Source organism: Ramlibacter rhizophilus (assembly GCF_004681965.1).
In the GTDB taxonomy this organism is placed as follows: domain Bacteria; phylum Pseudomonadota; class Gammaproteobacteria; order Burkholderiales; family Burkholderiaceae_C; genus Ramlibacter; species Ramlibacter rhizophilus.
This window is the reverse complement of record NZ_SMLL01000003.1, coordinates 64,332-80,818: the sequence shown is the minus strand read 5'-3', so window position 1 is coordinate 80,818 and position 16,487 is coordinate 64,332. Positions and strand designations below refer to the sequence as shown.

Below are 16,487 nucleotides of genomic sequence, written 5' to 3'. Positions count from 1 at the left end.
CATCGACCACGCTCCCGTGTGGCTGACCCACACGCTCATCTATCTCGCGGCCGCCGTGCTGGCCGTTCCGCTGACCCGGGCCCTGGGCCTGAGCGCCGTGCTGGGCTACCTGGCTGCCGGCATCGTGATCGGACCGGCGGGATTCGGCCTGGTGACGGACGTGCAGGCCATCCTGCACTTCGCCGAGCTGGGCGTGGTGCTGATGCTGTTCCTGATCGGGCTGGAGCTGGAGCCGCGGAGGTTGTGGACGATGCGACGTCCGATCTTCGGCTGGGGCTCGGCACAGGTCCTGGGCTGCACGGCGCTGCTGTTCGCGGCCGGCTGGCTGGCCGGGGCGTCCTGGACGCTGGCCCTGGTGGCGGCGCTCGGCCTGTCGCTCTCGTCCACGGCCATCGCCCTGCAGGTCATGAACGAGCGCAACATCCTCGGCACGCCGGCAGGCCAGGCGGGCTTTTCCATCCTGCTGTTCCAGGACGTGGCGGCCATCCCCATCCTGGCACTGGTGCCGCTGCTCGGGGCACACGACGCGGCCGCGAGCATCCCGGTGTCACAGCGCCTGCTGGAGGCGCTGCAGATCGTCGCCACCATCGCCGCCATCATCCTGGGCGGACGGCTGCTGCTGCGGCCGGTGTTCCGCTGGATCGCGCGCAGTCGCACGACGGAGATCTTCACCGCCGCCGCCCTGCTGCTGGTCGTGCTCAGCGCGTCGCTGATGCTGTCGGTGGGGCTGTCCATGGCCCTGGGCGCCTTCCTCGCGGGTGTGCTGCTCGCCGACAGCGAATACCGGCGCGAGCTGGAGACCGACCTGGAGCCGTTCAAGGGCCTTTTGCTCGGCCTCTTCTTCATCGCCGTGGGCATGAGCATCGACTTCGCCGCGCTGCGCGCCGCGCCGGGGCTGGTGGCCGCGCTGGTGATCGGCCTGCTCGCGATCAAGGGGGCGCTCATCTGGACACTGGGCGGCGCGCTGCGACTGGCGCGGCCCGACCGCACCGTCTTCACCCTGCTGCTCGCCCAGGGCGGCGAGTTTGCCTTCGTGGTGTTCCAGGCCGCCACCGGCGCCCGGGTGATCGACGCCCCGACCAGCTCGCTGCTGGTGGGGTCCGTGGCCATCTCCATGCTGCTCGGGCCGCTGCTGCTTGCGGCCATGGACCGCTGGCTGATGCCGCGCTGGAGCCAGCCGCGGCGCCTGCCCGAGATCAGCGAGCCGCAGGACGCGCCGGTCATCATCGCGGGCTTCGGCCGCTACGGGCAGATCGTCGCGCGTCTGCTCGCCGCCCAGGGCGTGGCCAGCACCCTGCTGGACCACGACGCCGACATGGTGGAAGCCGCGCGTGCCTTCGGCTCCAAGGTGTTCTACGGCGACGCCCGCCGCCTGGACCTGCTTCGCATCGCCGGTGCCGACAAGGCCAGGGTGCTGGTGGTGGCGGTGGACGACGAGGCGCAGTGCCTGGCCATCGTGGACACCGCGCAGGCGCACTTCCCGCACCTGCAGCTCGTGGTGCGCGCCCGCGACGTCACCCACTGGAACAAGCTGCGCGACCGGGGCGTACGCCACGTGCAGCGCGAGCTCTTCGAGTCCAGCCTTCGAAGCGGCATGACCGTGCTGCAGGTGCTGGGCATGGACGAGGCCGAAGTGGCTCAGCAGGCCGGGCGCTTTCGCACGCACAACCTGGCCCTCTTCGAGCAGATGTACCCCCACTACAAAGACCGTGCCCGCCTGATCGCCGTGGCGCGCCAGGGGCGCGAGCAGTTCGAGCAGCAGATGGCCCAGGAGCGCGCCGATGCCGAGCGCGCGCGGCTGGACCCCGCGGCGGCGCCGGACCCGACCGGCGAGACCGACATCCGCGCCTGAGGCGGCGTACGATCGTCCGATCCATAGCGCCACAGGAGACCGCCATGTTCCAACGCCTACTGGTTCCCGTCGACGGCAGCGACGCTTCGCGCCATGCACTCACCACGGCCGTCGGCATGGCCCGCGAGAGCGGCGGGAAGCTGCGCCTGGTGCACGTGCTCGAGGACGCCACCTACCTCGCGGGCTATGACGCCACCGGCGCCGCTGCCGGCGAGCTGTACCGCGCCACGCGCGACAACGCCACCCGCATCCTCGAGGAGGCCGTGCAGCAGGTGAAGGCCGCCGGCCTGGACTGCGAGGCCGAGCTGATCGACCGCATGGGGGAGCGCATGCCCCACCTGGTGGCCGAGGAGGCGCGGCAATGGAGCGCCGACCTGATCGTGGTGGGGACGCACGGCCGCCGTGGCCTCAACCGTCTGATGCTGGGAAGCGGTGCCGACCAGATCATCCGCCTGGCGCCCGTGCCGGTGCTGGTGGCGCGCCAGCCGGGCGCCTGACCTTCAGATCCGACCCGACAGGAATCCATCCCAGACCAGCTTGCAGCCGGTCAGCAGCATGCCGGCGTCGATGAGCCGGTAGAACAGCACCGGGTCCAGCCGGTGCGCGATCCGCACACCCACCCACACGCCGATGGGCGACAGCGGAAGCAGCGCGGCCGAGGTGGCGAGGTTGCGCGCATCCAGCAGGCCCAGCCAGGCATAGGGTCCCCATTTCGCCACGTTCACCGTGAAGAAGAACATGGCCATGCTGGCCGTGTACACCGCGGGGGCGAGGCGAAGCTTGAGCGCGTAGGCGTTGAGCGGCGGCCCGCCGGCATGCGCGATGAAGCTGGTGAAGCCCGCGACCGTGGTCAGCACGCCCCCCAGCCAGCGCGGCGGCGGCGCGCTGTCCGGCCTGGACGGAAACATCACCCGTTGCGCCAGGAACAGGAGCGTGAACACGCCCACGATGCCGGCCACCAGCCGCGAGTCCAGCAGGGTGAACAGCGCGGTGCCGATGGCCGTGCCCAGCAGCCCGAAGGGCAGCAGGAAGCGGATGAGGGGCCAGTCGAAGTGCCGGCGCCAGGCGTGCAGCCCCAGCAGATCCAGCACGAAAAGCACCGGCACCAGGATGGCCGCGGCCTGCGGCACCGGCACCGCCAGGGCCATGAGCGGCACCGTGAGGGAACCGAAGCCCGCGCCGAAGCCGCTCTTGCTCAACCCCAGCAGGAACACCGCCGGGATGGCGATGGCATAGAAGAACGGATCGGTGATCAGGACCCGTGGCCCTCCACGCGCCGCGCGATCAGACCCGCTCGACCAGCAGCGCGATGCCCTGCCCCACGCCGATGCACATGGTGCACACCGCGTAGCGGCCACCCGTGCGGTGCAGCTGGCTCACCGCGGTGGTCACCAGCCGCGCGCCCGAGGCGCCCAGGGGGTGGCCCAGCGCGATGGCGCCGCCGTTGGGGTTCACGCGCGGATCGTCGTCCTGCAGGCCCAGCTGCCGCAGCACGGCCAGGCCCTGCGCGGCGAAGGCCTCGTTCAGCTCGATCACGTCGATGCGCTCCAGCGGGATGCCGGTCTGCGCCAGCAGCTTCTGCGTAGCCGGCGCCGGGCCGATCCCCATGATGCGCGGCGGCACGCCCGCGGTCGCCATGCCCAGCACCCGTGCGCGCGGCGTGAGGCCATGGCGCTGCGCCTCGGCCTCGCTGGCCAGGATCAGCGCACAGGCGCCATCGTTCACGCCGCTGGCATTGCCGGCCGTCACGCTGCCGTCCGGCCGGACCACGCCCTTGAGCTTGGCGAGCGCCTCCAGGCTGGTCTCGCGCGGATGCTCGTCGCGGTTCACGACGATGGACTCGCCCTTTTTCTGCGGGATGGTGACGGGCACGATCTCGCCGTCGAAGAAGCCCGACTTCTGCGCCGCCACCGCCTTGAGCTGCGAAGCCAGCGCCATGCGGTCCTGCGCCTCGCGCTCGATGCCGTAGTCGGTGGCCACGTTCTCGGCCGTCTCGGGCATGGAGTCCACGCCGAACTGCTCCTTCATCAGCTTGTTGACGAAGCGCCAGCCGATGGTGGTGTCGTACACCGCGTTGTTGCGCGAGAAGGCCGACTCCGCCTTGGGCATGACGAAGGGCGCGCGGCTCATGCTCTCCACGCCGCCTGCGATCATCAGGCCCGCCTCCCCGGCGCGGATGGCGCGGGCGGCCGTGCCCACCGCGTCCAGGCTGGAGCCGCACAGGCGGTTGATGGTCGCGCCGGGCACTTCCTGCGGCAGTCCCGCCAGCAGGAGCGCCATGCGCGCGACGTTGCGGTTGTCCTCGCCGGCCTGGTTGGCGCAGCCATAGAGCACGTCGGTCACGGCCTGCCAGTCCACCTTGGGGTTGCGCGCCATGAGCGCCTTGAGCGGCACCGCGGCCAGGTCGTCGGCACGTACCGGGGACAGGGCGCCGCCGTAGCGGCCGAAGGGCGTGCGCACGGCGTCGCAGATGAAGGCGTGGGTCGTCGTCATGGTCAGTCTCCTTGGGTCAGGTGTCGGGTGTCGATGGGCAGGCCCACCAAAGATTCGAGTTCGGCCGCGCCCAGCCCCGGCACGGCGTCGACCAGCCGCAGGCCCGCGGGCGTGCACTCGAAGGTGGCCAGGTCGGTGTAGATGCGCTTGACGCAGGCCAGGCCGGTCAGCGGATACGTGCAGCGCTCGACGATCTTGCTGGCGCCCTGCTTGGTCAGCAGGTCCATCATCACCCAGGTCTGGCGCGCGCCCACGGCCAGGTCCATGGCGCCGCCCACCGCGGGGATGGCGCCGGGCTCGCCGGTGCTCCAGTTGGCAAGGTCGCCCGTGGCCGAGACCTGGAAGGCGCCCAGCACGCAGATGTCCAGGTGCCCGCCGCGCATCATCGCGAAGCTGTCCGCATGGTGGAAGAAGGCGCCGCCGGGCAGCAGCGTCACCGGCTGCTTGCCCGCATTGATGAGGTCGTAGTCCTCCTCGCCCTCGGCCGGCGCCGGGCCCATGCCGAGGATGCCGTTCTCGCTGTGCAGCACCACCTCCACGCCGGCCGGCAGGTGGTTGGCCACCAGCGTGGGCATGCCGATGCCCAGGTTCACGTAAGCGCCGTCGAAGATGTCCTGCGCCACGCGCCGTGCCAGGGCGTCCTTGCTGCGTCGTGCATACGTCATGCCCTGCCCTTTCACTGCGAACGCTTGAAACCGCCGGCCTGCGTGACCGTGCGCGGCACCCGCACAACGCGGCTGACGAAGATGCCCGGCGTGACCACGGCCTCGGGGTCCAGCTCGCCGAGCGCCACGATCTCGTGCACGCTGGCCACCGTGTGGCGGCAGGCCATGGCCATCACCGGCCCGAAGTTGCGCGCGGCCATGCGGTAGGTGAGGTTGCCCCAGCGGTCGCCGCGCTCGGCCTTGACCAGCGCGAGGTCGCCGGCGATGGGCGACTCCAGCACGTACATCTGCCCGCCGATCTCGCGCGTCTCCTTCCCGCGCGCCAGCTCGGTGCCGTAACCCGTGCGGGTGAAGAAGCCGCCGATGCCGGCCCCGGCCGCGCGGATGCGCTCGGCCAGGTTGCCCTGAGGCACGAGCTCGAGCTCGATGCGCCCGCTGCGATACAGCTCGTCGAAGACGTGGCTGTCCGCTTGCCGGGGGAAGCTGCAGATGACCTTGCGCACGCGCCCGGCGTTGAGCAGCGCGGCCAGTCCGTGGTCGCCGTTGCCGGCGTTGTTGTTCACGAGGGTGAGGTCCCGGGCGCCCTGCTCGATCAGGCCGTCGATGAGCTCGTTGGGAATGCCGGCGGTGCCGAAGCCGCCGACCATCACCGTGGCGCCGTCGGGCGTATCGGCCAGGGCCTCGGCCACGCTGGCCGCGATTTTGTCGATCACGTGGGTACTTCCGGAAAAACAGGCAGGGCGCACCGGGCGCGAGGTGCGTAGCTTACGCGCCCGCGGGTGCTACCCTTGCCCGCATGTTCAATCCCTCCCAGGAAGACGTGCGCCGCTTCTTCTGCGGCGTGCACGCAAAGTCGCGTGCCGGACAGCCGCTGGACGCGCTGGAGACCCTCGCCAGCCAGTGGCTGGGCGAGCACGCCGAATACGACCCGCACCTCGCCGATGCCGAGGCGGCCGTGGCCCGCGTCTATGACGGCGGCGACGGCCAGTCCAATCCCTTCCTGCACCTGGCCATGCACCTGTCCATCAGCGAGCAGTGCTCGATCGACCAGCCGCGGGGAATCCGGCAGGCGGTCGAGCTGCTCGCAGCGCGCCGCAACTCCCTGCACGACGCACACCACGAGGCGATGGAATGCCTGGGACAGATGCTCTGGGAAAGCCAGCGGTCCGGCCGGCCGCCCGATGGCCAGGCCTACCTCGACTGCGTGCAGCGGCGGGCGACGGGCTGAGCCGGCTCGCCACCGTCCGGCGTCCCCCTGCGACGCACTCGGCCGAAGCACGACTGCGGACCGCCTGAGACATCGTCACGAAGTTGTCACCACTGCGCCCTACATTTCAACCTTTATCGAAATATCGAGGTGATGATGCGAGTTGGGATCAACGGCATGGGCCGGATCGGGCGGCTTGCCCTGCGTGCGGCCCTGGGCGCGGCAGAGCGCGGCGCCGACGATCCCCGGGCAGCCAACCGCTTGGACGTTGTTCACCTGAACGAAGTCAAGGGCGGCGCAGCCGCCACGGCGCACCTTCTGGCCTTCGACAGCGTGCAGGGCAAGTGGCGCGCGGGCATCGAAGCCGAAGGGGACTCCCGCATCCGCATCGCCGAGCGCGGCCTTTCCTTCTCGTCGCATGCCAGTCCGGCCGAGATCCCCTGGGGTGAACACGGCGTCGAGGTGGTGCTGGAGTGCACCGGCAAGTTCCTCACGCCCGAGACGCTGCAGGCTCACCTGGACCGCGGTGCCAAGCGGGTGATCGTGGCGGCACCGGTCAAGGTCGGCGACGTGTTGAACATCGTCGTCGGCGTGAACCACCACCTCTACGACCCGGCCAGGCACCGCATCGTCACGGCCGCATCGTGCACGACCAACTGCCTGGCGCCGGTCGTCAAGGTCGTCCATGAGGCCATCGGCATCCGGCACGGCCAGATCACCACCATTCACGATCCCACGAACACCAACCTGGTTGTCGATGCTCCTCACAAGGACCTGCGGCGCGCCCGCAGCGCCATGCTCAGCCTGGCGCCGACCACCACGGGCAGCGCGACCGCCATCGCGCTGATCTACCCGGAGCTCAAGGGCAAGCTCAATGGACATGCCGTGCGCGCGCCCGTCCTCAACGCCTCGCTGACCGACTGCGTGTTCGAGCTGCGGCGGGACACCACGGCCGACGAGGTGAACGCACTGTTCAAGACAGCGGCTGCCGGCCCGCTTGCCGGCATCCTGGGCTACGAGGAGAGGCCTCTCGTGAGCGCGGACTATGCGCGCGACACCCGCAGCAGCATCGTCGATGCGCCGTCCACGATGGTCACGGACGGCACCTTGCTCAAGGTCTATGCCTGGTACGACAACGAGATGGGCTATGCGTGCCGCATGGTCGATCTGGCGTGCCACATGCAGCACGTCGGGATCTGACGATGCAGCACGCAGCGCGCAATTACGCGATCGTCACGGCGGCCTACTGGGGGTTCACGCTCACCGACGGCGCGCTGCGGATGCTGGTGCTGCTGCACTTCTACCAGCTGGGCTACTCGCCCTTCACGCTGGCCTTCCTGTTCCTGCTGTACGAGGCAGCGGGCATCCTGGCCAACCTCATCGGGGGATGGCTGGCGACACGTTTCGGCATCACGCGCATGCTGACGGTGGGGCTGGTGACGCAGATCACGGGCTTCACGCTCCTGTCCATGCTCGATCCGGGGTGGACTGCCGCGCTGTCGGTCGCCTGGGTGGTGCTGGCCCAAGGCATCTGCGGCGTGGCCAAGGACCTCACCAAGACGGCCAGCAAGTCGGCGATCAAGGTGACGCAGGCCCAGGTCAAGCAGCAGGGGGCCGGCCAGCTGTTCAAGTGGGTGGCCTGGTTCACGGGCAGCAAGAACGCCATGAAAGGCATCGGCTTCTTCCTGGGCGGGCTCCTGTTGCAGACGCTGGGCTTTCGCCACTCGCTCTGGGCCATGGCGGGGCTGCTGGCGCTGGTTCTCGTCGGTGTCGCAACGGCCCTGCCCACGATGATGGGCAAGAGCAAGGCGTCCACGAGCGCGAAGGAGCTCTTCGCGAAGAACCCCGGGATCAACGCCCTGGCAGCCGCGCGCGTCGGTCTCTTCGGCGCCCGCGATGTCTGGTTCGTCGTGGGTGTGCCGGTGTTCCTGTACTCGGCGGGCTGGACGTTCACGATGGTCGGCGGCTTCCTGGCCGCCTGGACCATCGGCTACGGGCTGGTGCAGGCCCTGGCGCCGCAGATCGTCCGGCGCAGTCCGGACGGACTCAGCCGCGAAGTGCCGGCCGCCCGGTGGTGGTCCGCCGCGCTCGCGCTCGTGCCCCTCGGCCTGGCCGTGGCGGTGGCCCTCGACGTGCCCGACCTCCAATGGGTGGTGGTTGCCGGACTTGGCGTGTTCGGCTTCGCCTTCGCGGTCAATTCCTCGGTGCACTCGTACCTGGTGCTGGCCTACGCCGGCTCGGAAAAAGCGGCCGAGGACGTGGGCTTCTATTACGCCGCCAACGCGCTGGGCCGCTTCCTCGGAACGCTCTTGTCCGGGCTCCTGTACCAGTGGGGCGGCCTGCTGTATGCGCTGGTCGGATCGGCCGCGATGCTCGGCTTGTGCTGGCTGTTCACCCTGGGCCTTCCCACCCGCGTTCCCGAATCCCCCGGAGTCCACGCATGAACGATGCCGACGTGGTGAAGGCATTGGCTGCCCTGGCCCAGGAGTCGAGGCTGAAGGTGTTCCGTCTTCTCATCGTGGCAGGGCCTGAAGGGGTGACACCCGGCCGGATGACGGAGGAGCTCGGGATCGTGCCGACGTCCCTGTCCTTCCATCTCAAGGAGCTCACCAACGCCGGCCTGATCACCCAGGAGCGCGTGGGCCGCAATCTGATTTATCGCGCCCGGATCGCTGCCATGAACGACCTGCTCGGATTCCTGACCGCCAACTGCTGCGGCGGGAACGCCTGCATGCCAGATTCCGCTGTTGACTGCTCGAACTGCTAGACATCCATGGAACATCAGACCTTCAATGTCCTCTTCCTGTGCACCGGCAACTCGGCGCGCAGCATCATGGGTGAAGCGCTCCTGAACTCGCAGGCGCAGGGCCGGTTTCGCGCCTTCAGCGCGGGTAGCGCTCCGGCTGGAGAGGTGCACCCTTTCGTGCTCGAGCTGCTGGAGCGCCATCGCCTCGTGACCGCGGGCCTTCGCAGCAAGAGCTGGAACGAGTTCGCGCAGCCCGACGCGCCGCACATGGACTTCGTCATCACCGTGTGCGACCGAGCCAAGGCCGAGGTGTGCCCCATCTGGCCCGGGCAGCCCATGTCGGCCCACTGGGGGGTCGAAGATCCCACACAGGCCGAAGGCCCGGAGGATCGCCGGCGCAAGGCCTTCAGTGACGCACTGATGCTCCTGAGCCGTCGGATCGCGATCTTCGCCAACCTTCCGCTGGACAAGCTCAACAAGCTCGCACTCCAAAGAGAACTCGATCGCATCGGCCGGGAGACCTGATGGGGCTGTTCGAGCGGTATCTGAGCGTGTGGGTGGCGCTGGGCATCGCAGCAGGCGTGGGGCTCGGACTGGCGCTGCCAAGCCTTTTCTCCCTCGTGGCCTCGCTCGAGGTGGCCCACGTCAACCTGGTGGTCGCCGTGTTCATCTGGGTGATGATCTATCCGATGATGATCCAGGTGGACTGGAGCGCGGTCCGCGATGTCGGCCGCCGGCCCAGGGGTCTGGCCCTGACGCTCGTGATCAACTGGCTGGTCAAGCCGTTCACGATGGCGGCCATGGGTGTCCTGTTCTTCCAGTACATCTTCTCGCCATGGGTCGATCCGCAGTCGGCCAAGGAGTACATCGCCGGGATGATCCTGCTGGGCGTGGCGCCTTGCACGGCCATGGTCTTCGTGTGGAGCCAACTGGTCAAGGGCGATCCCAGCTATACCCTGGTGCAGGTCTCGGTGAACGACCTGATCATGGTGGTCGCCTTCGCACCCATCGCTGCGTTCCTGCTGGGGGTCACGGATGTCGCTGTTCCCTGGCAGACGCTGGTGCTTGCCACGGCCTTGTACGTGGTGCTTCCGCTCGTCGCGGGCATGCTCACTCGCCGCGCGCTCACCCGCAGATCGGCAACGGCGCTCCCGCGCTTCGTCGCGAGCCTGAAGCCCTGGTCCGTGATCGGCCTCATTGCCACTGTCGTTCTCCTCTTCGGGTTTCAGGCCCGGACGATCATCGAGCAGCCTGCCGTCATCGGCCTCATTGCCGTGCCGCTCATCCTGCAGACCTACGGCATCTTCTTCATCTCGTGGTGGGGCGCCAGGATGCTCCACTTGCCGCGCGAGATCGCTGGGCCCGCCTGCCTGATCGGCACATCCAACTTCTTCGAACTGGCCGTGGCGGTGGCGATCTCCCTGTTCGGGCTCCACTCGGGCGCTGCGCTCGCGACGGTGGTCGGTGTGCTGGTCGAGGTGCCGGTGATGCTGTCGCTGGTCGCTTTCGTCAACGGACGGCGGCCCTCACCGGCCCACGTGAGGATGACGAGCGGCATCAAGAACGATCATGGCCGCTGAGGCCCACGTCGGGCCATCGACGAGCGCTGGCCGTTGCGACGCCGCTTGGTTGACCTAGCCCAAGGGGAAAAATGCCGCCATGAAGCGAAAAGCCCCGCGTTGCGGGGCTTTCGTGTGCGGGCGGTGCCTGTGGGCTAGCGGAAGCGGCTCTGCGGCTGAACCTGCATCTCGCCCTCGAGTTCGCCGATGTAGTCGGCCAGTTCCTTCAGCTCGGCGTTCGTGAACTGTCGGGCGATGGCGCCCATGACGGCGTTGTTTCGGCCCACCACCGGGTTGTTGTCCACCTTGTAGGACCGCAGGGCCACGTAGAGGTAGTCCTTGTGCTGGCCCGCGATCTTGGGGTAGCTGGCATCGACCGGGTTGGAGTAGGTCGTGCCATGGCAGGAGGCGCAGGCGGCCTTCTGCAGCAGCGCGGCCACCCGGGCGTTCGGCTGGGGAAGGGGCGCGGCCGGTTCGAGCGCGCCGGTGCCCTGCTTCTCGTACCAGCTGGCGACGGCGGCGATGTCCTGCTCGGACATGCCGGCGGCGATGCTGCGCATGGTGGGGTGCTTGCGGTCACCGCTCTTGTAGGCGTTGAGCGCGGCGACGATGTACTTGGCGTTCTGCCCCGAGATCAGGGGCACGCGATGCACTTCGGGAAAACTGGCCTGGTAACCGGGAATGCCGTGGCAGCCGATGCACATGGCGACCTTGGCTTCGACGCTGGCGGACGCGGGTGCGGTGGGCGCAGCGGCCGGCTGCGTGGGGGCCGGCGCGGCGGGCGTCTGCGCACTCGCGAAACCGGTCGCAGAAGCGACAAGCACGGCAAAGAGCGAGGTCAGCAACTTGGTCATTTTGCGAGCACAATCGTCAAGTCAAATCAACCGGCGATTATATGGCTCGGCCGTCCAGGCTCCGTCGCCCGTGTCGCGGTCCGCTTCCCGCCGTTATCTTCCGACTCCCATGAAATTCCAAGGCTCCGAGAACTACGTCGCCACGCAGGACCTGATGCTGGCGGTCAATGCCGCCATCGCGCTCAAGCGGCCGCTCCTGGTCAAGGGCGAGCCGGGCACGGGCAAGACCATGCTGGCCGAGGAGGTGGCACAGGCGCTGGACATGCCGCTGCTGCAATGGCACATCAAGTCCACCACCAAGGCGCAGCAGGGCCTGTACGAGTACGACGCGGTGAGCCGCCTGCGCGACTCCCAGCTGGGCGACGAACGCGTCAAGGACATCCACAACTACATCGTCAAGGGCGTGCTGTGGCAGGCCTTCACCGCAGACCAGCCGGTGGCCCTGCTGATCGACGAGATCGACAAGGCCGACATCGAGTTCCCCAACGACCTGCTGCGCGAAATCGACCGCATGGAGTTCTACGTCTACGAGACGCGCGAGCTGGTCAAGGCGCGCCATCGCCCGCTGGTGTTCATCACCTCCAACAACGAGAAGGAACTGCCGGACGCTTTCCTTCGCCGCTGCTTCTTCCACTACATCAAGTTCCCCGACGCGGACACCATGCGGCAGATCGTTGCCGTGCACTTCCCCGGCCTCAAGCAGGAGCTGCTCTCGGCCGCCATGAAGACCTTCTACGACGTGCGCAACCTGCCGGGCCTGAAGAAGAAGCCCAGCACCTCGGAGCTGCTGGACTGGCTCAAGCTGCTGGTGGCCGAGGACATTCCGCTGGAGGCGCTGCAAAGCAAGGACGACAAGGTCGCGGTGCCGCCGCTCGTGGGGGCGCTGCTGAAGAACGAGCAGGACGTCACGCTGTTCGAAAAGCTCGTCTTCATGCAACGCCACAACCGTTGACGCGTTCCCGAGCATGAACCCGGTCGTGCCCGTCACCCTGCAGTCGCCCCGGCTGTCCCTGGAGCCGCTCACGGCCGACCATGCGGCCGCCCTGGAGGCCTGCGCACGCGACGGCGAGCTGTGGCAGCTGCGGATCACCTCGGTGCCCGCGCCCGGCGAGACGGCCGCCTACATCGCCACCGCCCTGCAAGGCCAGGCCGCGGGGCACATGCTGCCCTTCGTGGTGCGTGAGCGGGCGACAGGCCAGGTGGTCGGCACCACGCGCTTCCACGACATCGTGCCGGCCATCGACCGCCTGGAGATCGGCTACACCTGGTATGCCCGCAGCTGGCAGCGCACGCACGTGAACACCGGTGCCAAGCTGCTGCTGCTTGCGCATGCGTTCGAGGTGCTGGGCGCGAAGCTGGTGGGCTGGCGCACCGACAACTTCAACTTCGCGAGCCAGCGCGCCATCGAGCGCCTGGGCGCACGCCGCGACGGCGTGCTGCGCCACCATGCGCTGCGGCGCGACGGCACGGTGCGCGACACGGTGATGTACAGCCTGGCCGCCGGCGAATGGCCCGAGGTGCGCGCCCACCTGGAGTACCAGCTCGCCCGCCACGGCCAGGCCGCGGGAGAAGCGCCATGCTGATCGATTTCTTCTACACCCTGCGCAGTGCCAAGCTGCCGGTCTCGGTCAAGGAGTACCTCACGCTGCTGGAGGCGGTCTCGGCCGGCGTGGCCGGTCCGCGCAGCGAAGACGGCTGGTCGCTGGACGACTTCTACTACCTCGCCCGCACCACGCTGGTCAAGGACGAGAAGCACTACGACAAGTTCGACCGTGCCTTCGCCGCCTACTTCAAGGGCGTGGAGATGCTGACCGACTTCAGCAAGGACGTTCCGCTGGAGTGGCTGCGCAAGAACCTGGAGCTGGAACTCAGTCCCGAGGAGAAGGCCCGCATCGAGAAGAAGGGCTGGGACGAGCTGATGGAGACGCTGAAGAAACGCTTCGAGGAACAGAAGGAGCGGCACGAGGGCGGCAACAGGATGATCGGCACCGGCGGCACCTCGCCCTTCGGCGCCTACGGCTACAACCCGCAGGGCATCCGCATCGGCCAGGACAAGGGACGCAACAAGAGCGCCGTGAAGGTCTGGGACCAGCGCGCCTACAAGGACTACGACGACAGCCAGGAACTGGGCACGCGCAACATCAAGGTGGCCCTGCGCCGCCTGCGCCGCTTCGCACGCGAGGGCGCGCAGGAAGAACTGGACCTGGACGACACCATCCGCTCCACCGCGGCGAACGCCGGCTGGCTGGACCTGCGCATGGTCCCCGAGCGCCACAACAACGTGAAGGTGCTGCTGCTGATGGACGTGGGCGGCACCATGGACGAACACGTGCACCGGGTCGAGGAACTCTTCTCCGCGGCCAAGACGGAGTTCAAGCACCTGGAGTTCTATTACTTCCACAACTGCGTCTACGACTTCATGTGGAAGAACAACCGCCGCCGCTTCTCGGAGAAGTTCCCCACCTGGGACGTGATCCGCAAGTACAACAAGGACTACAAGCTCGTTTTCGTGGGCGACGCCACCATGAGCCCCTACGAGATCCTGCAGCCGGGCGGCAGCGTCGAATACAACAACGAGGAAGCCGGCGCCGAGTGGCTGCAGCGCCTCACGCACGCCTTCCCCAAGTTCGTGTGGATCAACCCCGAGCCGCAGGGCGTGTGGCAGTACCGCCAAAGCATCGGCGTCATCCAGCAGCTCGTGAGCCAGCGCATGTACCCGCTGACCGTGAAGGGGCTGGAGGAGGCGATGCGGCTGCTGTCCAAGTAGGGGCGCCGCTTAGAATCCGCCTCCTGTGCCGCCGTAGTTCAATGGATAGAACGAGCGCCTCCTAAGCGCTAGATGCAGGTTCGATTCCTGCCGGGGGCGCCACGAGCCGCTATCCCGTCCGGGCCCGGACCTCGTGACAAAGCCCCTGCGGCCCTTGCCAGAATCACGCGCGCTCCGGCCGAGACCGCACATACTCGCCTCGTGCCCTTGTTCACCCACGTTCCCATGCATGCCGGCTCGCCTTCGTGCGGTCGGCGGCCTGCTGCCGCACTTCCCCCGGCCCGGCGGCCCTCTGCTTTCCTCTGACGCGCCATCCTCTCCGCCGGGCACCCAGCCGGCGCATTGTTTCGGAGCGCAACCATGCAAGCAGACCTTCGCGTCCAGGAGCGGCAACTCACCGAGCTGGACTTCACCCGCCTTCGCACCCTGAATTCGTCCCGGCCGCTGGCTGAACTCGACGAGGTGCTGGACGCCGCCGATATCGTTCCCGGGCCCGAGATCGAAGCGGCCGTGATCACCATGTACACCCAGTTCGAACTGGAAGAGGTCGACACGCGCGAGCGGCGCGTCCTCGCCATCTGCTATCCGGACGACGCGGAACCCTCCAGCGGTTTCATCTCCGTGCTGTCGCCGCTCGGGCGCAGCCTGATCGGCATGCGGGCGGGGAACGAAGTGCGCTGGCAGACGCCGAGGGGAAGTTGCAGGACCGTGCGGGTAGGTGCCGTGCTTTTCCAGCCCGAGGCGAGTGGTGACTACGTGACGTGAGAAGCGGGCGTCGAGCCTCGCGCCGGATGTCCTGGCGCGGTCCTCACGCCGCAGCGCGTGCTCAGTGCGCGAGCTTGAGCGTCGCCACGCCCGCGACGATCAGCGCCAGCCCCAGCCAGCGCCCGGCCGTGGCGGCGTCGCCGTAGAACACGATGCCCACCAGGAAGGTGCCGGCCGCGCCGATGCCGGTCCACACGGCGTAGGAGGTGCCCATGGGAATGTGGCGCTGCGCCAGCCACAGGAACAGGCCGCTCAGCGCGATGAACACCACGGCCACGCCGATGCCCAGGACGCGCGTTTCGCTTTGCTGCGCCAGTTTCAGGCCCACCGGCCAGCCCACTTCGAACAGGCCGGCCACGATCAGGTACATCCATGCCACGTCTTCACCCTTTCTCGCGAGCGGGGAAGTATCGCCGCGGCGGCCGGCAGCCCGGAGGCGGCGGGCCGCGCAAGCCTCAGAAGGCCTTGGCCAGGCGCAGCTGCGTGAAGCGTCCGTGCTTGGCGTTCTGCGAGGACACCGAGACGGTGTGCTGCAGGCTCACCGACAGCTCGGGCGCCGGCAGGCGCACCGTGTAGAACACACCGGCATTGTTGGTGCGGTAGCGGCTCGCGCCGAAGGGGTTGTTGCGGTCGTCCTGCACCTGGCGCGCGTGCAGCAGCAGCACGCCGAACACCCCGAAGTCCGTGCGCTGGCCGGCTGCCAGCTCCAGCGCCGCCCAGTTGCCGCTGCGCAGGTCGTTGTCCTCGTTGCGCGTGTTCAGGCCCAGCACGAAGCGCGCGGCCGCCGCGGTGCGCGGGCCGATCTCCCACTGCGCTTGGACGGCCGGCCGCAGGGTGTAGAAATTGCCGAAGCCCACGTCCACGCCGCGCGCGGCGTCGTACTTGCCGGTCGGCAGCACCAGGGTCGCTCCGGCGCCCAGGCGCATGCGTTCACCGGTGTGCAGCCAGGCGGCGCTGAGCTCCAGGTCGCCGAAGCCGCTGACCTCGCCGGATTCGCCGCCGCCCAGCGCCGCGATCGCGGCCTGGTAGCCGGCCTGGAAAAGCGGGGTGGCGGCGGCGCGCGCTGCGGGCGGGACCGCCGGCGACCAGTTCAGTGCCGGTGTGGCCGCCTGCACCCGGTAGTTCTGCTGGCGGGTGGCGTAGGGCAGGCTCAGGCCCAAGGCCCAGCGCGAGCCGCCCTGCAGTTCGGAAAGGCGGGCCAGCCCAAGGTTCCATTGCCGCAGCGAACCGGTGCCCTGCAGCCGCGCGAGCGAGGCGCCGTAGCTGGGCCGCAAGGCCGGTGGGAGCGACGTGACCGGCGCCACGCCGCCGGGGACCTGGACGCTCGGCGGCCCGCCGCCGTCCCCGGTGACCTCATGCACCCGCCCATGGGTGTGGGTGAGGCTGCCCACCCAGCCGGCCGCGGGCACCGGGGCGAACAGGTCCTGCCCCAGGCTGCCGGCGAGGTTGTAGCGGATCTGGAAGGCTTCGGCCCCCTGCGCGACAGGTGCCCCTCCCAGCAGGAACAAGGCCGTGGTGATCCAGGTCGTCGGTACAGTTGCCATGCTCAGCTCCTGCCGGTGAGGGACTGTCAGGAATC

19 protein-coding genes and 1 tRNA gene are annotated in these 16,487 nt (G+C 68.7%); 13 read left to right on the top strand and 7 right to left on the bottom strand.

Going from position 1 to position 16,487, the window contains the following annotated elements:
• Position 1: 1 nt before the first annotated feature.
• Positions 2–1,852 carry a glutathione-regulated potassium-efflux system protein KefC gene (kefC, locus tag EZ242_RS06810; protein WP_135284395.1) on the top strand — a complete coding sequence of 617 codons (1,851 nt, stop codon included), beginning with the start codon at positions 2–4 and terminating at the stop codon, positions 1,850–1,852.
• Positions 1,853–1,896: 44 nt separating this feature from the next.
• On the top strand, positions 1,897–2,349 hold the full coding sequence (locus EZ242_RS06805; RefSeq protein ID WP_135284394.1) for a universal stress protein: 453 nt from the start codon (positions 1,897–1,899) through the stop codon (positions 2,347–2,349).
• A 3-nt stretch (positions 2,350–2,352) separates the two neighbouring features.
• On the opposite strand, the gene EZ242_RS06800 is transcribed toward EZ242_RS06805, so the two are convergent.
• From EZ242_RS06800 to EZ242_RS06785, 4 genes are all read right to left on the bottom strand, one after another.
• Positions 2,353–3,066 (bottom strand): sulfite exporter TauE/SafE family protein, encoded by a 714-nt coding sequence (locus tag EZ242_RS06800; protein ID WP_240787013.1) that lies wholly within the window; start codon positions 3,064–3,066, stop codon positions 2,353–2,355.
• Positions 3,067–3,136: 70 nt separating this feature from the next.
• Entirely contained in the window at positions 3,137–4,345 is a 1,209-nt protein-coding gene (gene pcaF, locus EZ242_RS06795; protein ID WP_135284393.1) for a 3-oxoadipyl-CoA thiolase, read from the bottom strand.
• Positions 4,346–4,347: 2 nt separating this feature from the next.
• A complete protein-coding gene (locus EZ242_RS06790) occupies positions 4,348–5,010 on the bottom strand; it encodes a 3-oxoacid CoA-transferase subunit B (protein ID WP_135284392.1) in 663 nt (220 codons plus the stop codon).
• A gap of 11 nt (positions 5,011–5,021) precedes the next feature.
• Positions 5,022–5,723, bottom strand: coding sequence for a 3-oxoacid CoA-transferase subunit A (locus EZ242_RS06785; protein WP_135284391.1), 702 nt, complete (start codon positions 5,721–5,723; stop codon positions 5,022–5,024).
• Between the two features lie 83 nt (positions 5,724–5,806).
• Here EZ242_RS06785 and EZ242_RS06780 point away from each other — a divergent pair, with 83 nt between their 5' ends.
• The 6 genes from EZ242_RS06780 (at position 5,807) to arsB (ending at position 10,543) form a co-directional block, all read left to right on the top strand.
• Positions 5,807–6,238, top strand: a complete 432-nt coding sequence (locus EZ242_RS06780; RefSeq protein WP_135284390.1) for a DUF1841 family protein — start codon at positions 5,807–5,809, stop codon at positions 6,236–6,238.
• Between the two features lie 135 nt (positions 6,239–6,373).
• On the top strand, positions 6,374–7,417 hold the full coding sequence (locus EZ242_RS06775) for an ArsJ-associated glyceraldehyde-3-phosphate dehydrogenase (protein ID WP_135284972.1): 1,044 nt from the start codon (positions 6,374–6,376) through the stop codon (positions 7,415–7,417).
• Between the two features lie 2 nt (positions 7,418–7,419).
• Positions 7,420–8,661 carry an organoarsenical effux MFS transporter ArsJ gene (gene arsJ, locus EZ242_RS06770; RefSeq protein WP_135284389.1) on the top strand — a complete coding sequence of 414 codons (1,242 nt, stop codon included), beginning with the start codon at positions 7,420–7,422 and terminating at the stop codon, positions 8,659–8,661.
• Entirely contained in the window at positions 8,658–8,984 is a 327-nt protein-coding gene (locus EZ242_RS06765) for an ArsR/SmtB family transcription factor (protein WP_135284388.1), read from the top strand. The genes arsJ and EZ242_RS06765 overlap by 4 nt, the downstream gene beginning before the upstream one ends.
• A 6-nt stretch (positions 8,985–8,990) precedes the next feature.
• Entirely contained in the window at positions 8,991–9,488 is a 498-nt protein-coding gene (locus tag EZ242_RS06760; RefSeq protein ID WP_135284387.1) for an arsenate reductase ArsC, read from the top strand.
• Complete coding sequence (gene arsB / locus EZ242_RS06755; RefSeq protein ID WP_135284386.1) at positions 9,488–10,543, top strand: ACR3 family arsenite efflux transporter; 1,056 nt, start codon at positions 9,488–9,490, stop codon at positions 10,541–10,543. Before EZ242_RS06760 ends, arsB begins: the two co-directional genes overlap by 1 nt.
• A 134-nt stretch (positions 10,544–10,677) precedes the next feature.
• Here the strand turns inward: arsB and EZ242_RS06750 are convergent, their stop codons facing one another.
• Positions 10,678–11,376 carry a c-type cytochrome gene (locus tag EZ242_RS06750; RefSeq protein ID WP_135284385.1) on the bottom strand — a complete coding sequence of 233 codons (699 nt, stop codon included), beginning with the start codon at positions 11,374–11,376 and terminating at the stop codon, positions 10,678–10,680.
• Positions 11,377–11,485: 109 nt separating this feature from the next.
• On the opposite strand from EZ242_RS06750, the gene EZ242_RS06745 reads away from it, so the two are divergent.
• The 5 genes from EZ242_RS06745 to EZ242_RS06725 all read left to right on the top strand — a co-directional run bounded on the left by EZ242_RS06745 (position 11,486) and on the right by EZ242_RS06725 (position 14,908).
• The gene (locus tag EZ242_RS06745) at positions 11,486–12,328 is read left to right on the top strand and encodes an AAA family ATPase (protein WP_135284384.1); all 843 of its coding nucleotides are present in this window, start codon (positions 11,486–11,488) and stop codon (positions 12,326–12,328) included.
• A gap of 13 nt (positions 12,329–12,341) precedes the next feature.
• A complete protein-coding gene (locus EZ242_RS06740; protein ID WP_135284383.1) occupies positions 12,342–12,959 on the top strand; it encodes a GNAT family N-acetyltransferase in 618 nt (205 codons plus the stop codon).
• Complete coding sequence (locus EZ242_RS06735; RefSeq protein WP_135284382.1) at positions 12,953–14,143, top strand: vWA domain-containing protein; 1,191 nt, start codon at positions 12,953–12,955, stop codon at positions 14,141–14,143. The genes EZ242_RS06740 and EZ242_RS06735 overlap by 7 nt, the downstream gene beginning before the upstream one ends.
• 27 nt (positions 14,144–14,170) lie before the next feature.
• A tRNA-Arg gene (locus EZ242_RS06730) sits at positions 14,171–14,245 on the top strand.
• Between the two features lie 258 nt (positions 14,246–14,503).
• The gene (locus EZ242_RS06725; protein ID WP_135284381.1) at positions 14,504–14,908 is read left to right on the top strand and encodes a GreA/GreB family elongation factor; all 405 of its coding nucleotides are present in this window, start codon (positions 14,504–14,506) and stop codon (positions 14,906–14,908) included.
• Between the two features lie 61 nt (positions 14,909–14,969).
• Here EZ242_RS06725 and EZ242_RS06720 read toward each other — a convergent pair whose 3' ends face one another.
• Both EZ242_RS06720 and EZ242_RS06715 read right to left on the bottom strand, forming a co-directional pair.
• Positions 14,970–15,278, bottom strand: a complete 309-nt coding sequence (locus EZ242_RS06720) for a DMT family transporter (RefSeq protein WP_476705492.1) — start codon at positions 15,276–15,278, stop codon at positions 14,970–14,972.
• Between the two features lie 85 nt (positions 15,279–15,363).
• Positions 15,364–16,452, bottom strand: a complete 1,089-nt coding sequence (locus EZ242_RS06715) for a transporter (RefSeq protein WP_135284379.1) — start codon at positions 16,450–16,452, stop codon at positions 15,364–15,366.
• Positions 16,453–16,487 lie beyond the last annotated feature (35 nt).